This is a genomic window from Luteibacter sp. SVR4-7G (genome assembly GCF_056755555.1).
In genome coordinates, this window is the sequence record NZ_JBPGXO010000010.1 from 71,744 (window position 1) to 95,922 (window position 24,179).

Genomic DNA, 24,179 nt, shown 5'->3' on the forward strand with positions numbered 1-24,179 from the left:
TTCAGTCGCCGCTGCGCAGGAGTTCGTTGATGCCGGTCTTCGCACGGGTCTTCTCGTCGACCTGCTTCACGATCACTGCCGCGTAGAGACTGTGGCTCCCGTCCTTCGCGGGCAGGCTGCCGGACACGACCACGCTTCCCGCGGGTACGCGGCCGTAGCTGACCTCGCCGGTGGCTCGGTTGTAGATGCGCGTGGACTGCCCGAGGAAGACGCCCATGCCGATCACCGAGCCCCTTTCCACCACCACGCCTTCCACCACCTCGGAACGGGCGCCGATGAAGCAACCATCCTCGATGATGGTCGGGTTGGCCTGCAGGGGCTCCAGTACGCCGCCGATGCCCACGCCACCGGAAAGGTGCACGTTGGCGCCGATCTGTGCACAGGAACCCACCGTGGCCCACGTATCGACCATCGTGCCGGCACCCACGTAGGCGCCGATGTTGGTGTAGCTCGGCATCAGCACAGCGTCCTTCGCGATATGCGCGCCGCGGCGTACCAGCGCACCCGGGACCACGCGCGCACCGAGGTTCGCGTACTCGGTGGCGTCGCCTTCGGTGAAGCGCAGCGGCACCTTGTCGAAGGCGCTGGACGGACCGCCGTCCATCACGCGGTTGCCGTTCATGCGGAAATACAGCAGCACCGCCTTTTTCAGCCAGGCGTTGACCGTCCAGCCACCCTTCCCGTCCGGCTCGGCCACCCGGCGCTCGCCGGATTCGAGCAGGTTGAGAACCTGCTCAACCGCGTCGCGCAGATCGCCTTCCATTTCGTTCTGGGTGAGCGAGGCGCGGCGCTCGAAGGCGTCATCGATGAGGGATTCAAGCGTTTGCATCTGCATGATCTGAAGTCCTGGGGCTTTCGGAACCGATGTGGCGCAGCAGGCACGTCCGCAGGATCTCCCGGCGGTCGGGGGAAAGCGACGCGTTGCTGCGATCGGTAAGTTGGAAAAAATCCTCGACACGCTCACCGAACGTGGCGATGCGCGCATCATGCACGCGCACCTGCGCTTCGGCCAGAGCCTGGGCCACGGCGGCAAGCAGGCCGGGTCGGTCGGTGCATACGAGCGCGAGCTGGGTGCGTTCACCGGCATCGACGAATTCGATGCGCGGAGCCATCTGGAAATGGCGCAGGTGGCGGGAGATGCTGCGCTTGGCGGGACCGTGGCCGGCCGGCTGGGCGAGCGCGTGGCGCATCCGCGCGCGCAGTTCTTCCGCGCGCTGCAGCGAAGCGGGCGCCTGCGAATCGGATTCCAGCAGGAGGAAGGTATCCAGCGCCTTGCCTGTGCTGGAGACGAGGACGCGCGCTTCCATAACGGAAAAACGCAGGCGGTCCAGTACGGCGGTCACCGTGGCGAACAGGCCGTCGCGGTCGGGCGTGTAGATGAAAAGCTCGGTACTGCCACGCACGGAGAACGGATGCACTTCCACGAGCGGCGTCGCGCCGCGGGCGCGCAGGATGGCGGCCGTCTGCCATGCGATCTGTTCGGGACGATGGCGCAGGAAGCTCGAATCGGGGAACTCCGCCCAGACCCTGGCGATGTCCCCGGCATCCAGCTGCTCGGCCGCGAGTATGCCCAACGCTTTCTCGCGGCACTCGTGCACGCGCACGGCCGAATGCGCGGGCGGCGTGAGGTCGCTGCGCAGGGCGAAGCGCGTGGCCGTATAGAGGTCCGCGAGGAGGCGGTCCTTCCACGCGTTCCACAGCTTGGGACTGGTGCCGATGATGTCCGCGATCGTCAGCAGGTAGAGATGGTCGAGGTGCTCCCAGTCGCCGACTTCCGCGCCGAAGCGGTGCACCACGTCCGGATCGGTGATGTCCTGGCGCTGGGCGGTGGTGCTCATCGACAGGTGATGCCGGACCAGCCAGGCCACCAGTTCCACCTGTTCTTCCGGCAGCCCCAGGCGCATGCAGAAGGCGCGTGCCTCCTCCTCGCCCAGCACCGAGTGGTCGCCGCCGCGGCCCTTCGCGATGTCGTGGAACAGCGCGGCCAGGAGCAGCAGCTCGGGTCTTTCCAGGTGCGGCCAGACCTCGCAGGCAATCGGAAACTCGCGCCGCGCCGCCGGGTCGGCGAAGCGCGCCACGGTGCGCAGCACGCGCGTCGTGTGCTCGTCCACGGTGTAGACGTGGAACAGGTCGTACTGCATGCGTCCGACCACCTTGCCGAACGCGGGCAGGATGGCCGCGAGCAGGCCGTGCCGGTTCATCCGCCACAGCGCATCCACCGCGGGCGCGCCCCGGCGCAGCAGCGTGAGGAAGGCGCCGAGTACCTGCGGGTCGTCGGCCAGCGACTCGCCGTGTTGCGATACGGCGTGCTGGATGCGGCGCATGGTCTCCGCGGTGAAGCCGGTGATGTCCGGCTCGTCCAGCCGCGCGATGAATATCTCCACCAGCGACGACGGCCGGCGCACGAACAGGTGCGGATTGCGCGGCGCGATGCGCGAGCCATAGCGGACGTAATCGCTGCCGACCGGCTGCGGCTCCGCCACGGGATCGAGCATTTCCTCGAACCGCTCCACCAGTTGGGTGCCCGAGCGCTCGATCTGCGTCGCCGCGCGGTAATAGCCTTGCATGAACTGTTCGACGCCGAGGTTCTTCGCGTGCTCGTCCTCGAAGCCGAGGCGGGCCGCCAGCGCGCGCTGGTAGTCGAACAGCAGGCGCTCCTCGGCGCGGCCGGCCTCGAGGTGCAACGCGTAACGGTAGCGGCGCAGGGTTTCCTCCGCGCGGGTCAGGCGCGCGGCCTCGACCGGCTCCAGCAGGCCCTCGGCCACCATGGCGTCGAAGTCCGGCGCATTGGCAAGGCGCCGCCCGAGCCAGCGGATGGCGTCGAGCGTGCGGAGGCCACCGGGGCCGTCCTTGAGGTTCGGCTCGAGATTCTGCGCGGTGTCGTCGTAGCGAGCGTGGCGCGCGCCACGCTCCGCGACGCGCGCTGCCAGGTAGGCGCGCGGCGGCCAGATCGCCGGATCGTCGAGGATGCCGCGCAGGCGGTTGCCGAGCGATGGCAAGCCGACGAGACGCCGCGCGTCCAGCAGGCTGGTGAAGACGCTGACATCCTGGATGGCCAGCTCGCGGCATTCACCCACCGTGCGCACCGCGTGTCCGGGCTTCAGCCCGATGTCCCACAGGCAGGCGAAGAAATGCTCGAGTGCGCGCGAGAGGGCCGGCGAACTCTCTTCGACCAGCGCCAGCAGATCGACGTCGGAACGGGGAAACAGCATGCCGCGGCCAAAGCCGCCGACAGCGAAGAGGGCCGCTTCGGCACTGTCGCCGAGGCTCGCATGCCAGGCATGGACCACGACGCGGTCGACGATCTCGGCACGCCGGCGGGCCAGTGCCGACGCGTCCTCACCTTCCCGGAACGCGACGGCCAGCGCGCGGTCCACATCGCCCAGCAGCTGCCGCAGCGAACGCCGCGCCTCCGGCGATACGCCCGAACGGGGCACCACCTTCGGAAGGCGCGGTAGCGATGGCAGCGTCAAAACCAAACCCTCTCTGTGGGTAGGAGCGCGCCTTGCGCGCGACAGCTTTTGGGGCCGTGAGCCGCAGGGCCTGTGCTTTTCGCGAAAATCTGTCGCGCACAAGCGCGCTCCTACATCATCGCGTCAGGCGGTGCGCTTCAGGCCGCGTCCGGCCAGGGCGTCAGGATTTCGAAGCCATCCTCGGTAACGGCAACGGTGTGTTCCCACTGGGCCGACAGGGAGTGGTCCTTGGTGACCACCGTCCAGCCGTCCGGCAGGGACTTGGTCTGCGGCTTGCCGGCGTTGATCATCGGCTCGACGGTGAAGGTCATGCCGGGCTTCAACTCCAGGCCAGTGCCGGGCCGGCCGTAATGCAACACCTGGGGCTCGTCGTGGTAGACCTTGCCAATGCCGTGGCCGCAGTACTCGCGGACCACCGAGAAACCCGCCGCCTCGGCGTGCTTCTGGATCGCCGCGCCCACGTCGCCCAGCGTCGCGCCCGGCCGCACGGCCTGGATGCCCTTCATCATGGCCTCGTAGGTGGTCTCCACCAGGCGCTTCGCCAGCACGCTGGGCGTGCCCACGTAGTACATGCGGCTGGTGTCGCCGTGCCAGCCGTCCTTGATGACCGTCACATCGATATTCACGATGTCGCCGTCCTTCAGGACCTTGGTCGGGCTGGGAATCCCGTGGCAGATCACGTGGTTGACCGAGGTGCAGGTGGTTTTCGGGTAGCCGCGGTAGCCCACGTTCGCGGGAATGGCCTTCTGCACGTTCACGATGTGGTCGTGGGCGAGCTGGTCCAGTTCTTCGGTGGTGACCCCGGGCTTCACGTGGGGCACCAGCATCGCCAGGACCTCGGCGGCCAGCCGGCCGGCCTCGCGCATGGCCTGGATCTCTTCGGGGGTCTTCGGTACGACTGGCATACGATCTCTCTTTTCCTTTGCCCTTCAGGGGATTGGGCCTGCCATCCCAGATGGGGGCGCCCCTCCCGGTTGCCAGCCCCGGCTTGCGACCGGGCGGCTCCGCGGGCTACAATTAGCGAGTTTTGCTGTCCGGCGCAGCCACCCAGAGGGTGGCCACGGCGGCGAATCGAAGCGCGATTGTAACCGCACGGCGCCACCCTTGGCCCCGGCGCGAGGCAATCGCTTACCGCCACACACGTATCGGCACCGTCTTCGGGGTGCCCGTCCTTTCCAGGACGGGTCGAAGCCGGGGATACGTGGAGGTCCCAACCCCCATAGAACCGCCAAGACGGTTCGCCCAGGAGTATTCCATGGCACAAGTCACCATGCGCGAGATGCTGGAAGCCGGCGTCCATTTCGGTCACCAGACCCGTTACTGGAACCCCAAGATGGCTCCGTACATCTTCGGCGCCCGCGGCAAGATCCACATCATCAACCTCGAGAAGACCCTCCCGCTCTTCACCGACGCGATGAACTTCCTCTCGGGCCTGGCCCAGAAGGGCGGCACCATCCTGTTCGTCGGCACCAAGCGTTCCGCCCGCGAAGCCCTCGCCGAGGAAGCCGCGCGCGCCGGCCAGCCCTTCGTCACCGCCCGCTGGCTCGGCGGCATGCTCACCAACTTCCGCACGGTGAAGCAGTCGGTCGCCCGCCTGAAGGAACTCGAGGCCGCCGAAACCGACGGTTCGTTCGACCGCCTGGTGAAGCATGAAGTGCTGGCCCGCCGCCGCGAGCGCGAGAAGCTGCAGAACTCGCTGGGCGGCATCAAGGACATGAACCGTCTGCCGGACGCCCTCTTCATCGTGGACATCGGCCACGAAGACATCGCCGTCCAGGAAGCCCGCAAGCTCGGCATCCCGGTCGTCGCCGTCGTCGATACCAACTACGACCCGGCCCTCGTCGACTACGCCATCCCGGGTAACGACGACGCCATCCGCGCCATCCAGCTCTACGCCCGCGCCGCCGCCGACTCCATCCTGGAAGGCAAGGCCGCCGCTCCGAACGCCGCCCGTGGCGACGCCAACGAGTTCGTGGAACTGGACGAGGAAGGCAACCCGGTCGCCAAGGACGAGGCACCGCGCGGCGAGCGTCGTGGCGCCCCGGCCAAGAAGGGTGCACCGCGTCGTGAAGGCGGTCGTGAGGGTGGCCGCGGCGCGCGCGCTTAAGCGCCCTGCCCCGTAGCTTCCGTATCACCCGGCGCCGCGGCACCACCGCCGCGGCGCCCATCAAAACTTTGAGGATTTACCATGGCTGAGATCACCGCGGGCCTCGTCAAGGAACTGCGTGAGCGTTCCAGCGTCGGCATGATGGAGTGCAAGAAGGCGCTCGTCGAAAACAACGGCGACATCGAAGCGGCAATGGAATGGCTGCGCAAGAACGGCCTTGCCAAGGCCGACAAGAAGGCCGACCGCGTCGCCGCCGAAGGCCTCATCGCCGTCGCGCAGAAGGGTGGCAAGGGCGTCCTGGTCGAAGTCAACAGCGAAACCGACTTCGCCTCGCGCAACGAGCAGTTCATCGAATTCACCAAGAAGGTCGCCAACGTCGCCCTCGAGACCGGCGCCGCCGACATCGACGCGCTGAAGGCCGCCCAGCTGGACGGCGCCACGGTCGAGGAGAAGGCCAAGGAGCTGACCCTCACCATCGGCGAGAAGTTCGACGTGCGCCGCCTTGCCCGCGTCGAAACCGACGGCGTGCTCGGCGCCTACTCGCACGGCGGCCGCATCGGCGTGCTCGTGGCGCTCAAGGGCGGTTCGGAAGAACTGGCCAAGGGTATCGCCATGCACGTCGCCGCGATGAACCCCAAGTTCATCAAGGCGGAAGACGTTCCGGCCGATTTCCTCGAGAAGGAAAAGGAAATCGAGCTGTCGAAGATGACCGACAAGGAAAAGAGCAAGCCGGCCGACATCCTCGACAAGATCGTCACCGGCAAGGTCAACAAGATCCTTGCGGAAGTCACGCTCGTGGGCCAGTCCTACGTGATCGATACGGACGTCACGGTCGCCGAAGCCCTCAAGAAGGCCGGTGCCGAGATCGTCTCCGTCGAGCGTCTCGCCGTCGGCGAAGGCATCGAGAAGGTGGCGGACGACTTCGCCGCCGAAGTGATGAAGCAGGCGGGCCTGGCGTAACAGCCGCCTGCATTGCATGAAGAGGCCGCGAGCGATCGCGGCCTTTTTTTTGGAGCAGGGATGGGGGCGGCGCCCAAAGCGCGACCTCGGACACCAATTCATCTGCCCGTAACAAACTACGCGCGCTACACTACGGCCGTTTTGCCCCACACAATCTGGAGATCCCTCATGAGCAATTCGCTGAACCACCGCCGCATCCTGCTCAAGCTCTCCGGTGAAGCTCTGATGGGTAGCGAGGATTACGGCATCGACCCGCAGGTGATCGGCCGTCTCGCGAAGGAAATCCTCGAAGTCCACCAGGCCGGCGTACAGGTCGGCGTCGTCATCGGCGGCGGCAACATCTTCCGCGGCGCGGGCCTGGCGGCAGCGGGCATGGACCGCGTCACCGGCGACCACATGGGCATGCTTGCCACCGTGATGAACGCGCTGGCCATGCAGGACGCCATCGAGAAGCTGGGCGGCGAAGCGCGCACCATGAGCGCCATCAAGATCAACGAGGTGTGCGAGGACTTCATCCGCCGCCGCGCCATCCGTCATCTCGAGAAAGGCCGCGTGACGCTGTTCGCCGCCGGCATCGGCAATCCGTTCTTCACCACCGATTCCGCCGCCGCCCTGCGCGCCGTCGAAGTGGGGGCGGACCTGCTGCTGAAGGCCACCAAGGTCGACGGCGTCTATTCGGCGGATCCGAAGCGGGTCGCCGGCGCGGAACGCTACGAGCACCTCACCTACAACCAGGTGATCGAGCGCCGCCTCGAGGTGATGGATACCGCCGCCATCGCCCTGTGCCGTGAGAACAAGCTGCCGCTGCGCATCTACGACATGACCCAGCCGGGAAACCTCATGCGGATCATGCGCGGGGAGCCGGTCGGCACCCTGGTCGACGCCGGCTGAACCGCCGCCGCGGCCCCGCCGGGCGCGCTGCTATACTCGCCTGCTGACCCGCTCCACCGGACGAACCCATGATCAACGACATCAAGAAAGATGCTGAAACCCGCATGGGCAAGAGCATCGACTCGCTGAAGCACGACCTCAAGACGATCCGCACCGGTCGCGCCAATCCGTCGATCCTCGAGAACATCAAGGTCCCGTACTACGGCACCGACACCCCCCTCGCCCAGGTCGCCAACGTGACCACGCCGGATGCGCGGTCGCTGTCGGTGAAGCCGTTCGACAAGAGCATGATCGGTCCGATCGAGAAGGCGATCATGGCTTCCGACCTGGGCATCACGCCGACCACCATGGGCATGGACATCCGGCTCAACTTCCCTCCGCCGACCGAGGAGCGCCGCAAGGAGCTCGCGAAGAGCGTGGCGAAGGAAGGCGAACAGGCCAAGATCGCGATCCGCAACGTGCGACGCGACGCGATCCAGCACATCGACAAGCTGCTCAAGGACAAGACCATCACGGAAGACGACAAGAAGCGCGCCGACGACGAGATCCAGAAACTGACGGACAAGTACGTCAAGAACGTCGACGACGTGGTCAAGGAAAAGGAAAAGGAGCTGATGGCGCTCTGACGCGCCATCGGTTTGCCGCTCATGGCAGCGACGTCCGTCGACCGGATTCCCCGCCACCTCGCCATCGTGATGGATGGGAACGGCCGCTGGGCGAAGCAGCGCCTTCGCCCGCGCACGTTCGGCCACCACGCTGGCCAGAAGGCGGTGCGGGAAGCGGTGGAGTTCTGCCTGCGCCGCGGCATCGCCTCGCTCACGCTGTTCGCCTTCTCAAGCGAGAACTGGCAGCGGCCCGCCACCGAGGTGTCGGCGCTGATGGAACTGTTCCTGAAGGCGATCGACAAGGAAGTGGACGAATTGCATGGCAATGGCGTGCGCGTGCGCTTCATCGGCGACCTCGACGCTTTCGCGCCCGAACTGCGCAAGCGCATGCTCGGCGCGATGGAACGCACGGCCGGCAACACCGCGCTCAACATGAACGTGGCCGTGAACTACGGCGGCCGCTGGGACATCGCGCATGCCGCGCGCCTTGTCGCCGAGGCCGTCGCGCGCGGTGAATTCCGCGCCGACGAGATCGACGAAGACCGCCTGAACAGCTACACCAGCCTCGCCGACCAGCCCCCGCTCGACCTCTTCATCCGCACGGGCGGCGAGCGCCGGGTAAGCAACTTCCTGCTCTGGCAGATCGCCTATGCCGAGCTTTATTTCACCGACACCCTGTGGCCCGACGTCGACCAGGCCTGCCTCGCCGAGGCACTCGACGACTATGCCCGCCGCGAGCGCCGTTACGGGCGCACCGGCGAACAGATCACTGGTTGACGCCGGAACCCCATGCTGAAGCAACGCATCACTACCGCCGCAATCCTCATCCCGCTGGTCCTGGCGCTCATCCTGCTGCCACCCACGCTGTTCTTCGCCGCCCTCGTCGCCATCGTCTTCGTCGGTGCCGCGTGGGAATGGAGCCTGCTGGCCGGCTGCCGCTCGCCCTTGAGCCGCGGCATCGTGGCCGGCGCGGCCGCGGCGATCTTCATTGCCCTCCTGATCGTCAGGACGCCTGGTCTGCTCGTCGTCCTGACGCTGGCCGGCGTGGCCTGGTGGATCGGCTGCTGCTTCTGGCTGCGCCATTTCACCTTTGCCGCCGCGCCCAACGCCGAGAACCGCATGCTCAAGCTGGGCGCCGGCGCGCTCGTGATCGTGCCGACCCTCGCCTCCGCGATCCTGCTGCATTCCGGCGTGCGCGGAAACTGGTGGACGCTCGTCGCCCTGGTCATCGTCTGGGCCGCCGACACCGGCGCCTACTTCAGCGGTCGTCACTTCGGCCGGCGCAAGCTGGCGCCACGCATCAGCCCGGGGAAGACCTGGGCGGGCGTCTACGGCGCCCTGCTGGCAGGCGGCCTGGTCGCCCTCCTCGGCGGCTACCTGCTTGGCGTCCGCGAAGGCGCGCAACTGATCGGCCTTCTGCTGCTCGGCGTCGTCACCGTCGCCATTGCCGTGGTGGGCGACCTCTTCGAAAGCCTGATGAAGCGTCATGCCACGGTGAAGGATTCCGGCAGCCTGTTTCCCGGACACGGCGGCCTGCTGGACCGCCTCGATAGCGTCTTCGCTGCACTGCCGGTATTCGTCGCCGGCAAACTCCTGCTGGGGCTCTGACCATGGCCCCGCGTCAGGTCGCCGTGCTCGGCGCCACCGGCTCCATCGGCGGCAGCACGCTCGACGTGATCGCGCGGCATCCGGACCGCTTCCGCGCCACCGTGCTTGCCGCCAACCGCGACAGTGCCGGGCTCGCGGCGCTCTGCGAACGCTTCCGTCCGCAACTCGCCATCGTGGCGGATCCTGCGATGGAAGCCGACCTCGCCCGCCGCCTTGCCGCCGCGAACGTTCGCTGCGAGGTTGCCAGCGGTGCCGATGCCGTGACCGTGGCGGCGGCCGGTCCGCTCTGCGACACGGTGGTGGCAGCCATCGTCGGCGCGGCGGGACTCGAGTCCACGCTGGCCGCGGCCCGCGCCGGCAAGCGCCTGCTGCTGGCCAACAAGGAGTCCATCGTGATGGCGGGCGCCTTGCTGCTCGAGGCCCTGCGCGAGGGCGGCGGCGACCTCATCCCGATCGACTCCGAACACAACGCCATCTTCCAGTGCCTGCCCGGCGGGCGGCCGGACCTGGGCCGGGCCGGCGTACGCCGGATCATCCTCACCGCCTCGGGCGGGCCCTTCCGCGGCCGCACGCGCGCGGAGCTCGGCCGGGTGACGCCCAGCGAGGCCTGCGCCCATCCCAAGTGGTCGATGGGGCAAAAGATCTCGGTGGACTCGGCCACCCTGATGAACAAAGGGCTCGAGGTGATCGAGGCCCACCACCTGTTCGCTGCGCCGGTCGACGCCATCGAGGTGGTGGTACATCCGCAGAGCCTGGTCCATTCGATGGTCGATTACGTCGACGGCTCGGTGCTTGCCCAGCTCGGCAATCCCGACATGCGCACGGCCATCGCCTGCGCCCTCGCATATCCCGACCGGATCGAGGCCGGGGTGACCCCGCTGGACCTGGCCGCACATGCCCGGCTCGACTTCGAGAAGCCGGACACCGACACCTTCCGCTGCCTCGCCCTGGCCTTCGATGCCCTGCGCGAGGGCGGCGACGCCACGGCGATCCTCAACGCCGCCAACGAGGTGGCCGTGGCGGCCTTCCTGGCCGGCTCCCTTCCCTTCCTCGGCATCGCCGACCTCGTCGAGCGGGTGCTCACGGAACTGCCGGCCCAACCCGTGGTCGATGTCCAGACCCTCGTCGCCCGCGACGCCGAGGCGCGCCGTGCCGCCAGGGGCGTGCTCCATCGCGCTTACTGCTAAACTCGCTCCACCCAAACGTTTTTCCACCGAGACCCACCCTCCCCGATGAGCCCCGTACTAGGTTCCGTGTTCTGGCTGCTGGTCACGCTTGGCGTGCTGGTGACCTTCCATGAATTCGGCCATTACTGGGTCGCGCGCCGCTGTGGCGTGCGGGTGCTGCGTTTTTCCGTGGGCTTCGGCCGTCCGCTCTGGCGCCGCGTCGCCAGGGACGGTACCGAATACCAGATCGCCGCCATTCCCCTGGGCGGCTACGTGAAGATGCTCGATGCCCGCGAAGGCGACGTCCCTGCCGCCGAGCGCGGCCAGGAGTTCACCGGCAAGTCGGTGTGGAAGCGCATCGCCATCGTCGCCGCCGGCCCCGCGTTCAACCTCATTTTCACCATCGCCGCGTTCTGGGCGATGTACATGGTCGGGAAGCCCGACGTGGCCCCGATCGTCACCGCCGATCCCGGCACCGTTGCCGCCGTCGCCGGCATTCGCCCGGGCGACCGCCTGGTCGCCATGAACGGCGACCCGGTGAACAACTGGAGCGATGCCACCGAGGTACTCGCCAACGGCCTGCTCGGCAGCGAGCCGCTGCCGGTGCGGGTGAAGGGCACGGACGGTACGCAGCGCGATGTCGTGCTGCCCCTCCAGCGCCTCGACGCCGGCGGCGACATCGGCAAGCGCTTCACCCAGCTCGGCATGAGCCTCCAGGCGCCGCCCGTCGTCGGCGAGGTGGTCAAGGGCGACCCCGCCTCCCTCGCCGGGATCCGCCCGGGCGATCGCATCCTCAGCGTCAACGGCAAGCCTGTCTCGGATTTCGACGACTTCACCAGGCTCGTGCCGGAGCAGGCCGCCATCTCGCCCAAGCTCGCCGTGGCGGTCCAGCGCGACGGCCAGACGAGGACCTTCGAGATCACCGCGCGGATGAAGTCCGAGCAGGGCCAGCCCACCCGCTGGCTCATCGGCGTGGCCCGCCAGCCGCTCGAAGAGGCCACCCTGCGTTACGGCCCGGTCCGCGCCTTCAGCGAATCGCTGCGCGCCACCTGGGCGGGCACGGCATCCACCTTCAACCTCATCGGAAAGATGCTGTCGGGGGAGGCTTCGACGAAGAACCTCTCCGGCGTCATCGGCATCGCGCAGGTCGCGAACGATTCGGCCAACCGTGGCCTGGGCTGGTTCCTCAACTTCCTCGCCCTGGTGTCGCTCAGCCTGGCCATCCTGAACCTGCTGCCGATCCCGGTCTTGGACGGTGGACACCTGCTGTATTACCTTATCGAGTTGGTCAAGGGCAGTCCGGTCAGCGAGCGCACCATGATCGCCGGCCAGTACGTGGGGATCGTCCTGCTGTTCACGTTGATGGGGCTGGCGTTCTTCAACGACATACAACGCATGCTTGTCTCGTGAGCCGCCAGCTCACGACGCAACCGTATTACCCAGGCTCCTGGCGCACCCGCGCCCTGCGCCGAACGACGCAAGGCAAGAGTCTTGCGCGTGCTCCTCTTCGGTTGCCGGCCTCGTCCGCCGTCGACTGGAATTAACCCAACGGAATCGACGATGAAGCGTATCGCCGCCCTGATCCTGCTTGCCTCCCTGTCCGCAAATGCGCTTGCCGCTTTCGAGCCGTTCGTCGTTTCCGACATCCGTATCGATGGCCTGACCCGCATTGCGCAGGGTACGGTGCTGAGCTACCTGCCGATCGAGAAGGGGGAAACCCTCAGCGACGACAAGGCACAGGCCGCCATTCGCGCCCTCTACCAGACCAAGTTCTTCAGCGACGTGGAACTCGACCGCCAGGGCGACATCCTGGTGATCAAGGTCGTCGAACGTCCCGCCATCGCCAAGCTCACGCTGCGCGGCAACAAGGACATCAAGGAAGACGACCTGCGCAAGGGCCTGAAGGAGATCGGCCTGGCCGAAGGCGAGACCTTCGACCGCCTCTCGCTCGACCGCGTGCAGCAGGAGCTGATCCGCCAGTACTACAACCGCGGCAAGTACAACGTGTCGGTCGATCCGCACGTCACCCGGCTCGATCGCAACCGCGTCGCGATCGACATCGAAATCCGCGAAGGCAAGGCGGCGAAGATCAAGGAGATCAACGTCGTCGGCAACAAGGCCTTCACGGACAAGCAGATCCGCGACGGTTTCGAATCGAACACGACGAACTGGCTGTCCTGGTATTCCAAGGACGACCAGTACTCGCGCGAGAAGCTCTCCGGCGACCTGGAGAAGCTCAGCAACTACTACATGAACCGTGGCTACGCCGACTTCGGCATCGATTCCACCCAGGTGGCGATCAGCCCGGACAAGCGCGCCATGTACGTGGACGCCAGCGTGAAGGAAGGCGAGGTCTATACCGTCTCCGACGTCAAGCTGCTCGGCGAGCTCATCCTCCCGGAAGACACCCTGCGCAAGCTGGTCTTCATCCACAAGGGCGACACCTTCAACCGTGGCGCCATCGAGGCCAGCACGGACGCGATCAAGGGCATCCTGGCGAACATCGGTTACGCATTCGCCAAGGTCACCCCGATTCCGAAGCTGGACAAGGACAAGCGCACCGCCGACCTCACGCTCTTCATCGAGCCCGGCAAGCGCGTGTACGTGCGCCGCGTGGTGTTCCAGGGCAACACCCGCACGGAAGACGAGGTGCTCCGCCGCGAAATGCGCCAGCTCGAGGGCGCGTGGTATTCGCAGGGCGCCATCGATCGTTCGAAGACCCGCCTGCAGCGCCTCGGCTACTTCAAGACCGTGGACATCGACAAGGCGCTGGTGCCCGGCACCGTCGACCAAGTCGACCTCACCGCCAAGGTCGAGGAGCAGTCGGCCGGCTCGCTGATGTTCGGCGTGGGTTACTCGCAGTACTCCGGCATCATCCTGTCGGCCTCGGTGTCGCAGAACAACTTCCTCGGTACCGGCGACCGCTTCTCCATCGCTGCGGAAACCAGCACGTACTACAAGCGCGTCAACGCGAGCTACACGAACCCCTACCTCACCGACTCGAACATCGCGATCGGCTACAACCTGGGTTACAGCAAGCTCGACTACGGCGACACCGACCTCGCGAACTACCAGTACAGCACCAAGTCGTTCGAAACCACGGTATCGATCCCGATCACCGACTTCGACAACCTGTCGACGAGCCTCGGCATCAGTTCGAACCTCATCAACACGTCGATCTACACGCCGGCAGAGCTGGTGGCCTACCAGAACGCGCTGGGCAACAAGACGATCCACTCCTGGACCTCGAGCCTGGGTTACTCGCACGACACCCGCAACAGCTACTGGGCACCCACCCGCGGCGGCCAGCTCACGGCGTCCATTTCCGGCGCGCTGCCCGGTTCCACGGTGCAGTTCTACAAGCTGTTCGGCGAAGCCAACCATTACTGGCCGATCGGCAAGGGCTTCGTGCTCTATCTCGACGGCCAAGTGGGTTACGGCAAGACCTACGGCCAGACCTACGACCACGACGGCTACGTCATCAATCCCGATGGCACGCGTGGCGCGCAGATCTACAAGAAGGGCGACAAGATCGACTTCCCCTTCTGGGAGAACTACTACGCCGGCGGCGTGCGCGACGTGCGCGGCTTCCAGGACAACACGCTGGGTCCCCGCCTCTGCGACGGTGCCAGCACCACCCGCGAGCCGAACAGCAAGGGCCAGTGCACCGGCGGCTACTACAGCTACGGCCAGCCGGTCGGCGGCGCGTTCAAGGTGCTCGGCACCGCACAGGTGTTCCTGCCGCTGCCGTTCCTGAAGGACGTGAACACGGCCCGCGTGTCCTGGTTCGTCGACGTCGGCAACGTCTACAAGGATTACAATTCCTTCGACGCCAGCGAGCTGCGCGCCTCCACGGGTCTCTCGCTGCAGTGGCAGGCGCCGATCGGCCCGCTGATCATCAACTTCGCCGTGCCGTTCCGTAAGAAGGACGCCGACAGCCGCTTCGTCGAGCGCATCCAGTTCACCTTCGGCAATACGTTCTAATCCGGACACTGTAGGAGCGCGCCTGCGCGCGACATCTTTCGCGCCAGTCTTCCAGCTGGCGCGCCAGCCCTGAAGGGTCGGCCCCAAAAGATGTCGCGCGCAAGGCGCGCTCCTACAATCCCACCTGTAGAATCGCGGGGGTGGCCAACCAGCCACCCCTTTCTTTTGGGAGCTTTCCGTGAGCGGAAACCCACAATTCACCCTTGCCGAACTGGCCGAACGATTCGACCTGGAAGCACACGGCGACCCGTCCACGATCGTGGACGGCGTCGGCACGCTGGCGACCGCCACGCCAAGTCAGTTCACCTTCCTCTCCAATCCGAAATACACGTCGCAGCTGGCCGAATCGCAGGCAGGCATCGTGGTGCTCGGCGCCGAAGCCCTGCCCCTGCGCAAGGGTGCCGCGCTGGTGGCGAAGGATCCCTACGTCGCCTACGCGAAGATCGCCGCGCTGTTCGAGAAGCACGCGGCGGCGCCGCACGGCATCCACATGAGTGCCGTGGTATCGCCCTCGGCACGGATCCATGCCACGGCGAGCGTGGGCCCCTGCTGCGTCATCGAGGACGGTGCCGTCGTCGAGGAGGGTGCGATTCTGGGCCCCCATTGCACGATCGGTCCCGGTTGCGTCGTCGGCGCGGATTCCCGGCTGGTGGCGCGCGTCACCCTCGTGATCCGCGTCACCCTCGGCAAGCGCGTGCTGATCCATCCGGGCGCCGTGATCGGCGCCGACGGCTTCGGCATCGCCTTCGACCGCGACCACTGGGTGAAGCTGCCCCAGCTGGGCGGCGTGCGCATCGGCGACGACTGCGAGATCGGCGCCAACACCACCATCGACCGCGGCGCGCTGGAAGACACCGTGCTCGAGGAGGACGTGCGTCTCGACAACCAGATCCAGATCGCCCACAACGTGCACATTGGCGCGCACACCGCCATGGCCGGCTGCTCCGCCGTGGCCGGCAGCGCGAAGATCGGCCGGTATTGCCTCATCGGCGGCAACGCCGGGATCCTGGGGCACCTCGAACTGGCCGACCGGGTTACCATCACGGCCAAAAGCCTCGTGACCGCGTCGATCAGGGAGCCCGGCGAGTATTCGTCGGGTTCCCCGCTGCAGGAGAACCGCCTGTGGCGGCGTAACGCGGCGCGCATGAAACACCTAGACGAGTACGCGCGCCGCCTGGCGGCGCTGGAAAAGGACAAAGGGCAATGACCGAAATGAAAGCTGCCGTGACGCTCCCGGTGGACGTGGAGCAGATCCAGCGCCTCCTGCCGCACCGCTACCCGTTCCTCCTCGTGGACAGGGTGGTCGCGATCGATCCCGGCAAGACCATCACGGCGATCAAGAACGTCACGATCAACGAGCCGTTCTTCCAGGGCCATTTCCCGGGTCACCCGGTGATGCCGGGCGTGCTGATCGTCGAGGCCATGGCGCAGACCGCCGGCCTGCTCACGCAGATCACCAGCCAGATCGATGGCCTCTCGGGCAGTCCCTTGTTCTACCTCGTGAAGGTGGATAACGCGCGCTTCTCCGCCGTGGTCGCCCCGGGCGACCAGCTGGTGATGGACGTCTCGCTGAAGCGCCTCATCCGCGGCATGGGCCTGTTCGAGGCCAAGGCCATGGTGGACGGCAAGATCGTGGCCTGTTGCGAACTGATGTGCGCCGCGAGGAGCGACAAATGATCCACGCCACCGCGCAGATCGATCCGTCCGCACGCATCGCGGACAACGTCAGCATCGGTGCCTATAGCGTCGTCGGTGCCGACGTGGTCATCGGCGAGGGCACGACCGTCGGTCCGCACGTGGTGATCGAAGGTCCCACGGTGATCGGGCGCGACAATCGCATCTCGCAGTTCGCCTCCATCGGCGGCCCCCCGCAGGACAAGAAATTCAAGGGCGAGCGCACCGAGCTCGTGATCGGCGATCGCAACCTCATCCGCGAGTTCGTCACGATCAATCGCGGCACGGGCGACGGCGGCGGCGTCACCCGCATCGGCAACGACAACTGGCTGCTGGCGTACGTACACGTCGCGCACGACTGCCAGATCGGCAACAACGTGGTTTTCTCCAACTATTCGGCGCTGGCCGGGCACGCGGAAATCGGCGACTGGACGATCCTCTCGGGCTTCTCCGGCGTGCACCAGTTCTGCAAGGTGGGCGCCCACGCCTTCATCGGCATGGGTTGTCTCGTCGGTTCCGACGTACCGCCGTTCGTCATGATGGCCAACGAGACCCGCGGCCGTCCGCGCGGCATCAACAGCGAAGGCCTCAAGCGCCGCGGCTTCGACACCTCGCGCATCGCCGCCATCAAGCGTGCCTACCGCACCCTCTACATGGCCGGCCTGCCGCTGGCCGAGGCGCGCGAGCAGCTGATGGCACAGGCGGACACGAGCGAGGACGTCCGCCAGATGCTCGAATTCATCGACCGGAGCGAGCGCTCGCTCGCGAGGTAACCGGCACGGCGCTACCATGGCGCCGAGCCACCTCGTCGACCCGAGACACCTGGTTGCCCCGAGACACCTCGTTGCCCCTGCGAAGGCAGGGGCCCAGCGCCTGAAAGGCCACAGGCTGCGGGAGATCCGCCACCATGCAGCAAACCCAGCCCCCCTCCGACGCCCCGCTGATCGCCCTGATCGCCGGCGAGGACTCCGGCGACCAGCTCGGCGCGGACCTCATCGTGGCCCTGCGCCATCGCTTTCCCGGCGCGCGCTTCGTGGGCATCGGCGGCAGGCGCATGCTCGCCCAGGGCTTCGAGTCCTGGTACGACATCCGCGAACTCTCGGTCATGGGCTTCGCCGAGGTGGTCAGGCACCTCCCCCGCCTGCTCCGCCTGCGACGCGAGTTGCTGACGAAGCTGCTGACCAGCAGACCGGCCTTGACCATCGGCATCGACGCGCCGGACTTCAATCTCGCCGTGGAGCGCAGGCTCAAGGAAGCCGGTCTCGTCACCGCGCACTACGTCAGCCCCTCCGTATGGGCCTGGCGGGAGAAGCGCGCCGAAAAGATCGGCCACTCCGCGCAGCGCGTGCTCTGCCTGTTCCCCATGGAGCCGCCCATTTACGCGAAACACGGCGTGGACGCGCGTTTCGTGGGCCATCCGCTGGCCGATCGCTTCCCCATGGTTTCCGAGCGCGAGGGTGCGCGGAACGCTCTGGGCCTGCCGCACGACGCCCCCGTGCTGGCCGTGCTTCCCGGCAGCCGGCCCAGCGAGATCGAGCGGATCGGCGCGATCTTCATCGATGCCGCGAAGCGGGTTGCCGGGGCCATGCCCGGTCTGCGCATCGTGGTGCCCGCAGCGAACGAGCGCGTCCACGTCCGTCTCGCCAGCCTGCTCCAGGACTTCCCCGGCACTCCGCCGCTGCTGGTCGATGGCCATGCGCATGAAGCCATGCTGGCCGCCGACGCGGTGTTGCTCGCGTCGGGCACGGCGACGCTCGAGGCCATGCTCGCCAAGCGGCCGATGGTGGTGGGCTACCGCGTCTCGCCGACCAGCTATCGCATCGCCAAAGTCCTGCGCATGCTGAAGACCGACGTCTACAGCCTGCCGAACATCCTGGCCCGCGCCTGCGGCCTCGGCCGCGAGCGCCTGGTGCCGGAGTTCATGCAGGACGAATGCACGCCCGACAATCTGGCCCGGGCCACCCTGGACCTGCTCGCCGACAGCGACCGCCGCGGCGCCATCGTCGCCGCCTTCGAATACCTGCACCAGGAACTGCGCGGCGGCCTCGAAGGTCGCGCGGCCGACCACGCAGCCGAGGCAGTAGCCGATCTGCTGGAACGCCGGTAACCTTCCGCGCATGCCTCGCCGCCGTAACGTCACCTCCCAGCTTGCCCGCGACCTCGTCGTCGCCGGCGTGGACGAGGCCGGACGCGGCCCCCTGGCCGGGCCCGTGGTGGTCGCCGCGGTGATCCTCGACCCCGCCCGCCCCATCCGCGGGCTGGACGACTCCAAGCAGCTTGCCGAGCCGGTGCGGGAAAAGCTCTACGCCCGCATCGTGGAACGCGCCCTCGCCCACTGCGTGATCTTCGTGGACCACGAAGAAATCGATCGCATCAACATCTTCCAGGCCACGATGCTAGGCATGACCCGCGCTCTCATGGGCCTGCCGCTGGCACCGCACATGGCCCTGGTAGACGGCAACCGCCTGCCGCGGACCCTGCCCTGCGAAGGCCGTGCGGTGATCGGTGGTGACGGTTCCGAACCGGCCATCAGTGCGGCCTCCATCCTGGCCAAGGTCAGCCGCGACCGGCACATGGCAGCCGTGGATGCCCTGCACCCGGGCTACGGCTTCGCCCGGCACAAGGGTTATGCGGTACCCGAGCACCTGGAAGCCCTGGACCGCCTGGGACCCTGCGCCATCCACCGGCGCAGCTTCGCTCCCGTGAAGCGCTGGTTCGAACCCGAGGCCGAGCTCTCCCCGATGGACGACCTGTTCGCCGAGGCTGTGTGACCCGGCGCCTAGGCCGAACGGCCTAGCCTAAAGTCCTTGTGGGTCCTGCCGATACGAAGGCTAACGCCCTCCTTGTGGGGGTGTCGCCCTTTCCCTATCGCTCAGGTAACGCCCCATGAAGAAGCTCGCCATCGCCATCGTGCTGTTCGCCGCCGCCCCGTTGTCCGCCCAGGCTGCCTGCGCGGTCAAGGACTTCACGATCGACGGTTTCGCCGTGAAGCTTCAGCAGGGATCGGGCCAGCCGCGCTTCAGCATGAAGGGCAACCTGGTCAACAAGTGCGCCGAGCCTGCCGCCGCGCAGATCCGCATCGACGCGAAGGACGCCTCGGGCAAGGTCATCGCCAGCAAGCAGGGCTGGCCGGCCGGCACCTCGAACATCGAGCCGGGCAAGAGCGTCGACTTCGACCTCGGCCGCCTGTTCCGTTACTCCGCCGACATGCAGGACTACACGGTCGTCGTGTCGGACGTGAAGGCCTGGTAACCTCCGCGCGGGCCCGCGACGCGGGTCTGAGCACGCAAGAGCGCGCCAGCGCGAACGGCACTCGCAACGACCGCCGTTCTCCGCTGGCGCGTCAGGACCAGGGAATGGTCAGATAGACAACCAGGCGACGATTTCGCCCGCGGCGAAAGGCCTCGGTCGTGCCGGTAGCCACACCAGGGCGTGGGCCGAGGCGAGGTTGCTCAGCATGTGCGACTCCTGCCCGGGAAGGAGCTCGAGCTTCGACGAACCTCCGCTCATGTCGAGGCGCATACGCAGCAACCGGTCGCGACCCGCATCCGCGTCCACGGCGGCAGCGAGGACGCCGCTGCGCCACGCCGGCTGCCCGGCGGATTCGCCCTCCATCTGCGCAAGTACGGCCCGAGCATGGACCGCGAGGCAGACGAGTACCGCGCCGGGATTGCCCGGCATGCCGAGCAACACCTTCCCATCGCGCATGCCGAACCAGAGCGGCTTGCCCGGTTTTTGCGCCACCTTCCAGAAGATCTGGCGCACGCCGAGCCGGTCGGCGACGAGGGGCACGAAGTCGCGGTCGCCGACGGAAACGCCGCCACTGGTAACGATGAAATCGGCGCTGTCGAGCGCGGCGCTCATGGCCTCTTCCAGTGCCGTCTCGTCGTCGCGCACGTAGGCGACCACCGGCTCGCCATAGCCATTCTCGACGAACCATGCGCGCAGCAGCGGTCCGTTGGCGTCATAGACCTGGCCGGGCGCGAGCGGCTCGCCCACGCGTATCACCTCGTCGCCGGTGACGAGCACGGCCACGCGCGGCCGGCGATAGACCTCGACCGAGTCGATGCCGGCCATCGCCAGCGCGGCCAGCAGGCCTGCCGTGATCCGCTGCCCCGCCTGGGCTATCGCCGTACCCGCGACGAGTTCCTCGCCTTCGCGGCGAATCGCCTCGCCCACGCGCACGGCCTCGCGCAAGGCGATGCCTTCACCCGTCCGCTCGACGATTTCCTGGCGGGCCACCGCATCGGCGCCCGCGGGCAGCACACCGCCGGTAAGGATGCGCACGGCTTGCCCCGGGCCCACGGTTACCGCGGCGGGCGCACCGGCGGCGGCCGTGCCGATCAGCGTCCGGGCCGAGACGCCGTCCGCGGAACGTACTGCATAGCCGTCCATCGCGCTCTGGGTAAAACGCGGCAGGGAAATGCGCGACTTCGGCGCTTCCGCCAGCACCGACCCGAGGGCGAGATCGAGGGGAATCCGATGCGTGGGCAGCGTGCGTACGGAGGATCGGTAGTGGGCAAGTGCGTCGACGATGGGCAGGAGAGCCATCAGGTCGCCTCCCCGTAACCGCCGGGATGCCTGCCGCCGGTCCGGCCCGTTTCGAGCAGATGGATCAGGCCTGGAAGTGTCGCCGCCAAGGATTCGCTGGCTCCGCCGCGGCTGCCAGGAAAGGTGACGAGCAAGGTGTCGCGTGCGTAGCCGGCGACGCCGCGTGAGAGCATCGCGAACGGCATGCGCTTCTGGCCGAAGGCGCGCGCGGTTTCCATGATCCCGGGAATTTCCACGTCGAGCATCGGGCTCACGGTATCCACCGTGATGTCGCGCGGACCCAGGCCGGTACCGCCGACGGTGATCACAAGCGCGATGCCACCCTCGACCAGCGAGCGCAGCAGGTTGCCGAGCACGCCGGCATCGTCGGCAATGACGGCGTATTCGACCGGATCGAAATGGGCATCGATCAATGCATCGCGTACATACGCGCCCGCGGTATCGGGCTTGGCCCCGCTGGCGACGGTGTCGGAGAGCACTACGACGGCCGCGCTGCGCGGCTTCGCCAGCGTGCGGCGGTAGTGCGACTTGCCACCCGTCTTGCGTTCGAGGCGGCAATCCTCGATATGCAGCTCATCCGGCTCGGCATACGGTTTCAGCATGTCGTACAGCGTGAGCGCCGCCAGGCTCGCCGCCGTCAGCGCTTCCATCTCGACCCCGGTAGGGCCGATGGTCTGCACCTCGGCGATGACGCGGACCGACGTCTCGCCGAGTTCGTAATGGACGTCGGCACGATGGATCGGTAGCGGATGGCACAAGGGAATCAGTTCGTCCGTGCGTTTCGCGGCGAGGATCCCGGCGACGCGCGCCGTCTTGAGCGGATCGCCCTTCTCGGTCTCGCCACTGCGCAAGAGGTCGATGCATGCCGCGGGAGCGTGCAGCGTCGCTGTCGCGCGGGCAACGCGCAGGGAATCCGGTTTCTGGCTGACGTCTTTCATCCGTGGCTCGTGTGCGAATGATGGCGATGTACTGCCGGGGCGTCCTGGTCCAGGTCGTCGCGGATGCAGCAGCCTTCGACGAAGGCGCTGCTGCCATCCGTGTAGAACTCCTCCTTCCAGATCGGCGCGCCGTGTTTCACGGCATCCACGGCGTAGCGGCAGGCGTCGAAGGCTTCCGCGCGATGCGGCGCACGGACCACGCAGACAATGGCGATGTCGCCAATGGCGAGATCGCCCAGGCGATGGACGATGCGCACGTACGGTACGCCGTAGCGTTCGCGCGTAACGTGTTCCACCTCGCGAATCACCTTCGCGGCCAGGGGCTCGTGGGCCGTATAGGCGAGGTGGCGCACGGAACGCCCCTCGTGGTGATCGCGTACCGTACCGACGAACAGCGCCAGTCCGCCGCATTCCGGGTGGGCATCGAGCTCCAGCAGGGGCTCGACGGCGATCGCTACGTGGGAAAGGACCTCGTGCGCCATGTCAGCCTCCCGCCACCGGCGGCAACAGGGCGATGCGGCCGTCGGAAGGAACGGCGTCGGCGCGGCGCACGATGGTGTCGCCCGCCACGCAGGCGCAGCGTTCCAGCGATGCGGCCAGTTCCGGGCGCTCGCGGGCAAGCAGCGCCAGCGCGTCGCCGATGGTGGCGACATCGCCACCGGCATCGACGCGGCATTCTTTCGAGCCGGCCAGCCGCTCCAGGTTGGCGAAGAGTTCAAAGACGATCGGTTTCATGGACATCCTGGCAAACGGAAAGGCGTTCAGCCGCCCATGGCATGCATGGTCAGCGGGCGGTCCACCGGGCCCGGGCGCGAAGCATAGCCCGCATCCTTCATCCAGACGGCGCGCGCGATCTGTGCGGCAAGTGCGTCGTCGTCCGCGCCTTCCCGCAGGCGGGCACCAAGCGGCACGCCGATAGGCGAGAACAGGCAGGTGAACAGCTCGCCCGTGGCGGTAATCCGCAGGCGGTCGCACGTGGAACAGAAGGGATTCGACACGGTAGAGATGATGCCGAGAGGATAACGGCCGTCCACGAGGTACGGCGTGGCCGGATCGTGGCTGCGCGGCTGCGCTTCCACCCGATGCGACTGGCGGATGGTCGTGAGGATTTCCGCTTCGGGTACCACCGAGTCGCGCTTCCAATGGCCGGGGGCATCGAGCGGCATGTACTCGATGTAGCGCAGCGGCAAGTCCCGGTCCATCGCCCATTCGAGCAAGGGCACGATGTCCTTGTCATTGTCGCCGCGGATCACCACGGCGTTGAGTTTCACCTTCGCGCCCGCGTCCACCAGCGCATCGATGCCATCGAGCACCGGGGCGACCTCGCGACGGGTGAGGCGGCGGAACGTATCGGGGTCGATCGCATCCAGGCTCACGTTGAAGTCGTCGATGCCGGCCTCGACCAGCTCGCGCGCCTTGGGGGCGATGCGCGAGGCGTTGGTGGTCATCGACAGGCGCGAAAGCCCGCGTACGCGGAGAGCGCCGATGTCGCGCACGCATTCGAGCAGGTCCTGGCGAAGCAGCGGTTCGCCGCCGGTGAGGCGGATCTGGTCGATGCCGTGGTCCACGAACAGGCCCGCGAGCCGCACGATTTCCTCCCGCGCCAGCAGGCTGGCGCGGGGCAGCCAGTCCGGGTGCTCGGGCATGCAATAGGTACAGCGGAAATTGCAGCGATCCGTAAGCGAGATCCGCAGCTTTCGCTTGGTACGTCCGTGGCGGTCGATGAGTGGGGACATGGTCGCCTTAGCAGAACACGGAGGGCGTGAGACCGGTGTTTCCGTCTTGTCACGCCCCTTCTGGCGCCATCGTGCCAGAGTTCGCGCCCATGTGCCTTGGATTCCTCACCCCTAGTGACCGACCCGCCAGGTCCGGAGGACCCGGCAGGCCTGGCTTGACGAGATCAGCCCGCCGACATGCGCCAGCGGATCTGGTAAGTCCACGGCAGTTGGGTGACGTTTTCCACCCAGACCCTATACGTTCCCGGATCGAGATTCGTATTGATCGAGAGGCCTCTGGCAACCCGCTGCCACCCGCTCCCGAGGCGCCTTTCGAGCCGGAAGAGCCCGCCCCCGGACATCATCAGTGAGCCGCTACACGCCGCTGACCATTGATGCACGAGCACTTCGCTTCTTGCTGCGACACGTTGCTGATATGTGGCCTGGGGTAAAGAGAACATGCACTTGCGCGCGTTTGCCTGGGGCGACCACACCATTCCCATCAAT

At 67.1% G+C, this 24,179-nt stretch carries 24 protein-coding genes; 15 read left to right on the forward strand and 9 right to left on the reverse strand.

The features are described 5' to 3' along the window. Nucleotide 1: 1 nt before the first annotated feature. From dapD to map, 3 genes are all read right to left on the reverse strand, one after another. A complete protein-coding gene (gene dapD, locus ACR9ZH_RS05865) occupies nt 2–829 on the reverse strand; it encodes a 2,3,4,5-tetrahydropyridine-2,6-dicarboxylate N-succinyltransferase (RefSeq protein WP_481289850.1) in 828 nt (275 codons plus the stop codon). After that, complete coding sequence (glnD, locus tag ACR9ZH_RS05870) at nt 816–3,479, reverse strand: [protein-PII] uridylyltransferase (protein WP_481289827.1); 2,664 nt, start codon at nt 3,477–3,479, stop codon at nt 816–818. Before glnD ends, dapD begins: the two co-directional genes overlap by 14 nt. A gap of 131 nt (nt 3,480–3,610) precedes the next feature. Further along, nucleotides 3,611–4,378, reverse strand: a complete 768-nt coding sequence (map, locus tag ACR9ZH_RS05875; protein WP_481289828.1) for a type I methionyl aminopeptidase — start codon at nt 4,376–4,378, stop codon at nt 3,611–3,613. Between the two features lie 350 nt (nt 4,379–4,728). Between map and rpsB the strand changes: the two genes are divergently transcribed. The 15 genes from rpsB (at nt 4,729) to ACR9ZH_RS05950 (ending at nt 19,720) form a co-directional block, all read left to right on the forward strand. Next, nucleotides 4,729–5,580 carry a 30S ribosomal protein S2 gene (gene rpsB, locus ACR9ZH_RS05880; protein WP_481289829.1) on the forward strand — a complete coding sequence of 284 codons (852 nt, stop codon included), beginning with the start codon at nt 4,729–4,731 and terminating at the stop codon, nt 5,578–5,580. A gap of 81 nt (nt 5,581–5,661) precedes the next feature. Beyond that, entirely contained in the window at nt 5,662–6,540 is an 879-nt protein-coding gene (gene tsf / locus ACR9ZH_RS05885) for a translation elongation factor Ts (RefSeq protein ID WP_481289830.1), read from the forward strand. A 168-nt stretch (nt 6,541–6,708) separates the two neighbouring features. Continuing rightward, nucleotides 6,709–7,431 carry a UMP kinase gene (gene pyrH, locus ACR9ZH_RS05890; protein ID WP_481289831.1) on the forward strand — a complete coding sequence of 241 codons (723 nt, stop codon included), beginning with the start codon at nt 6,709–6,711 and terminating at the stop codon, nt 7,429–7,431. Nucleotides 7,432–7,499: 68 nt separating this feature from the next. Next, on the forward strand, nt 7,500–8,057 hold the full coding sequence (gene frr / locus ACR9ZH_RS05895; protein ID WP_481289832.1) for a ribosome recycling factor: 558 nt from the start codon (nt 7,500–7,502) through the stop codon (nt 8,055–8,057). Nucleotides 8,058–8,078: 21 nt separating this feature from the next. Next, on the forward strand, nt 8,079–8,813 hold the full coding sequence (uppS, locus tag ACR9ZH_RS05900) for a polyprenyl diphosphate synthase (RefSeq protein WP_481289833.1): 735 nt from the start codon (nt 8,079–8,081) through the stop codon (nt 8,811–8,813). A 12-nt stretch (nt 8,814–8,825) separates the two neighbouring features. Then, nucleotides 8,826–9,644, forward strand: a complete 819-nt coding sequence (locus tag ACR9ZH_RS05905; RefSeq protein WP_481289834.1) for a phosphatidate cytidylyltransferase — start codon at nt 8,826–8,828, stop codon at nt 9,642–9,644. Between the two features lie 2 nt (nt 9,645–9,646). Continuing rightward, on the forward strand, nt 9,647–10,831 hold the full coding sequence (locus tag ACR9ZH_RS05910; protein ID WP_481289835.1) for a 1-deoxy-D-xylulose-5-phosphate reductoisomerase: 1,185 nt from the start codon (nt 9,647–9,649) through the stop codon (nt 10,829–10,831). Nucleotides 10,832–10,876: 45 nt separating this feature from the next. Beyond that, nucleotides 10,877–12,220 carry an RIP metalloprotease RseP gene (gene rseP, locus ACR9ZH_RS05915; RefSeq protein ID WP_481289836.1) on the forward strand — a complete coding sequence of 448 codons (1,344 nt, stop codon included), beginning with the start codon at nt 10,877–10,879 and terminating at the stop codon, nt 12,218–12,220. Between the two features lie 150 nt (nt 12,221–12,370). Then, nucleotides 12,371–14,794 carry an outer membrane protein assembly factor BamA gene (bamA, locus tag ACR9ZH_RS05920; RefSeq protein WP_481289837.1) on the forward strand — a complete coding sequence of 808 codons (2,424 nt, stop codon included), beginning with the start codon at nt 12,371–12,373 and terminating at the stop codon, nt 14,792–14,794. Nucleotides 14,795–14,972: 178 nt separating this feature from the next. Next, entirely contained in the window at nt 14,973–16,001 is a 1,029-nt protein-coding gene (gene lpxD, locus ACR9ZH_RS05925; RefSeq protein WP_481289838.1) for a UDP-3-O-(3-hydroxymyristoyl)glucosamine N-acyltransferase, read from the forward strand. 5 nt (nt 16,002–16,006) lie between these two features. Then, the gene (fabZ, locus tag ACR9ZH_RS05930; protein WP_481289851.1) at nt 16,007–16,471 is read left to right on the forward strand and encodes a 3-hydroxyacyl-ACP dehydratase FabZ; all 465 of its coding nucleotides are present in this window, start codon (nt 16,007–16,009) and stop codon (nt 16,469–16,471) included. Continuing rightward, nucleotides 16,468–17,241 carry an acyl-ACP--UDP-N-acetylglucosamine O-acyltransferase gene (lpxA, locus tag ACR9ZH_RS05935; protein WP_481289839.1) on the forward strand — a complete coding sequence of 258 codons (774 nt, stop codon included), beginning with the start codon at nt 16,468–16,470 and terminating at the stop codon, nt 17,239–17,241. The genes fabZ and lpxA overlap by 4 nt, the downstream gene beginning before the upstream one ends. A gap of 134 nt (nt 17,242–17,375) precedes the next feature. Beyond that, a complete protein-coding gene (gene lpxB, locus ACR9ZH_RS05940; protein ID WP_481289840.1) occupies nt 17,376–18,575 on the forward strand; it encodes a lipid-A-disaccharide synthase in 1,200 nt (399 codons plus the stop codon). Nucleotides 18,576–18,585: 10 nt separating this feature from the next. Further along, a complete protein-coding gene (gene rnhB, locus ACR9ZH_RS05945; RefSeq protein ID WP_481289841.1) occupies nt 18,586–19,239 on the forward strand; it encodes a ribonuclease HII in 654 nt (217 codons plus the stop codon). Nucleotides 19,240–19,354: 115 nt separating this feature from the next. Next, nucleotides 19,355–19,720: a hypothetical protein gene (locus ACR9ZH_RS05950; RefSeq protein WP_481289842.1), complete on the forward strand. Its 366-nt coding sequence runs from the start codon at nt 19,355–19,357 to the stop codon at nt 19,718–19,720. Nucleotides 19,721–19,828: 108 nt separating this feature from the next. Here the strand turns inward: ACR9ZH_RS05950 and ACR9ZH_RS05955 are convergent, their stop codons facing one another. The 6 genes from ACR9ZH_RS05955 to ACR9ZH_RS05980 all read right to left on the reverse strand — a co-directional run. Continuing rightward, on the reverse strand, nt 19,829–21,019 hold the full coding sequence (locus ACR9ZH_RS05955) for a molybdopterin molybdotransferase MoeA (protein ID WP_481289843.1): 1,191 nt from the start codon (nt 21,017–21,019) through the stop codon (nt 19,829–19,831). After that, a complete protein-coding gene (gene moaCB / locus ACR9ZH_RS05960; RefSeq protein WP_481289844.1) occupies nt 21,019–21,957 on the reverse strand; it encodes a bifunctional molybdenum cofactor biosynthesis protein MoaC/MoaB in 939 nt (312 codons plus the stop codon). The genes ACR9ZH_RS05955 and moaCB overlap by 1 nt, the downstream gene beginning before the upstream one ends. Further along, nucleotides 21,954–22,439: a molybdenum cofactor biosynthesis protein MoaE gene (locus tag ACR9ZH_RS05965; RefSeq protein WP_481289845.1), complete on the reverse strand. Its 486-nt coding sequence runs from the start codon at nt 22,437–22,439 to the stop codon at nt 21,954–21,956. Before ACR9ZH_RS05965 ends, moaCB begins: the two co-directional genes overlap by 4 nt. Nucleotide 22,440: 1 nt before the next feature. Next, nucleotides 22,441–22,692, reverse strand: coding sequence for a MoaD/ThiS family protein (locus ACR9ZH_RS05970; RefSeq protein WP_481289846.1), 252 nt, complete (start codon nt 22,690–22,692; stop codon nt 22,441–22,443). Between the two features lie 26 nt (nt 22,693–22,718). Beyond that, a complete protein-coding gene (moaA, locus tag ACR9ZH_RS05975; protein WP_481289847.1) occupies nt 22,719–23,693 on the reverse strand; it encodes a GTP 3',8-cyclase MoaA in 975 nt (324 codons plus the stop codon). Nucleotides 23,694–23,857: 164 nt separating this feature from the next. Further along, the coding region (locus tag ACR9ZH_RS05980; protein WP_481289848.1) for a hypothetical protein at nt 23,858–24,179 on the reverse strand (322 nt) is incomplete at its 5' end.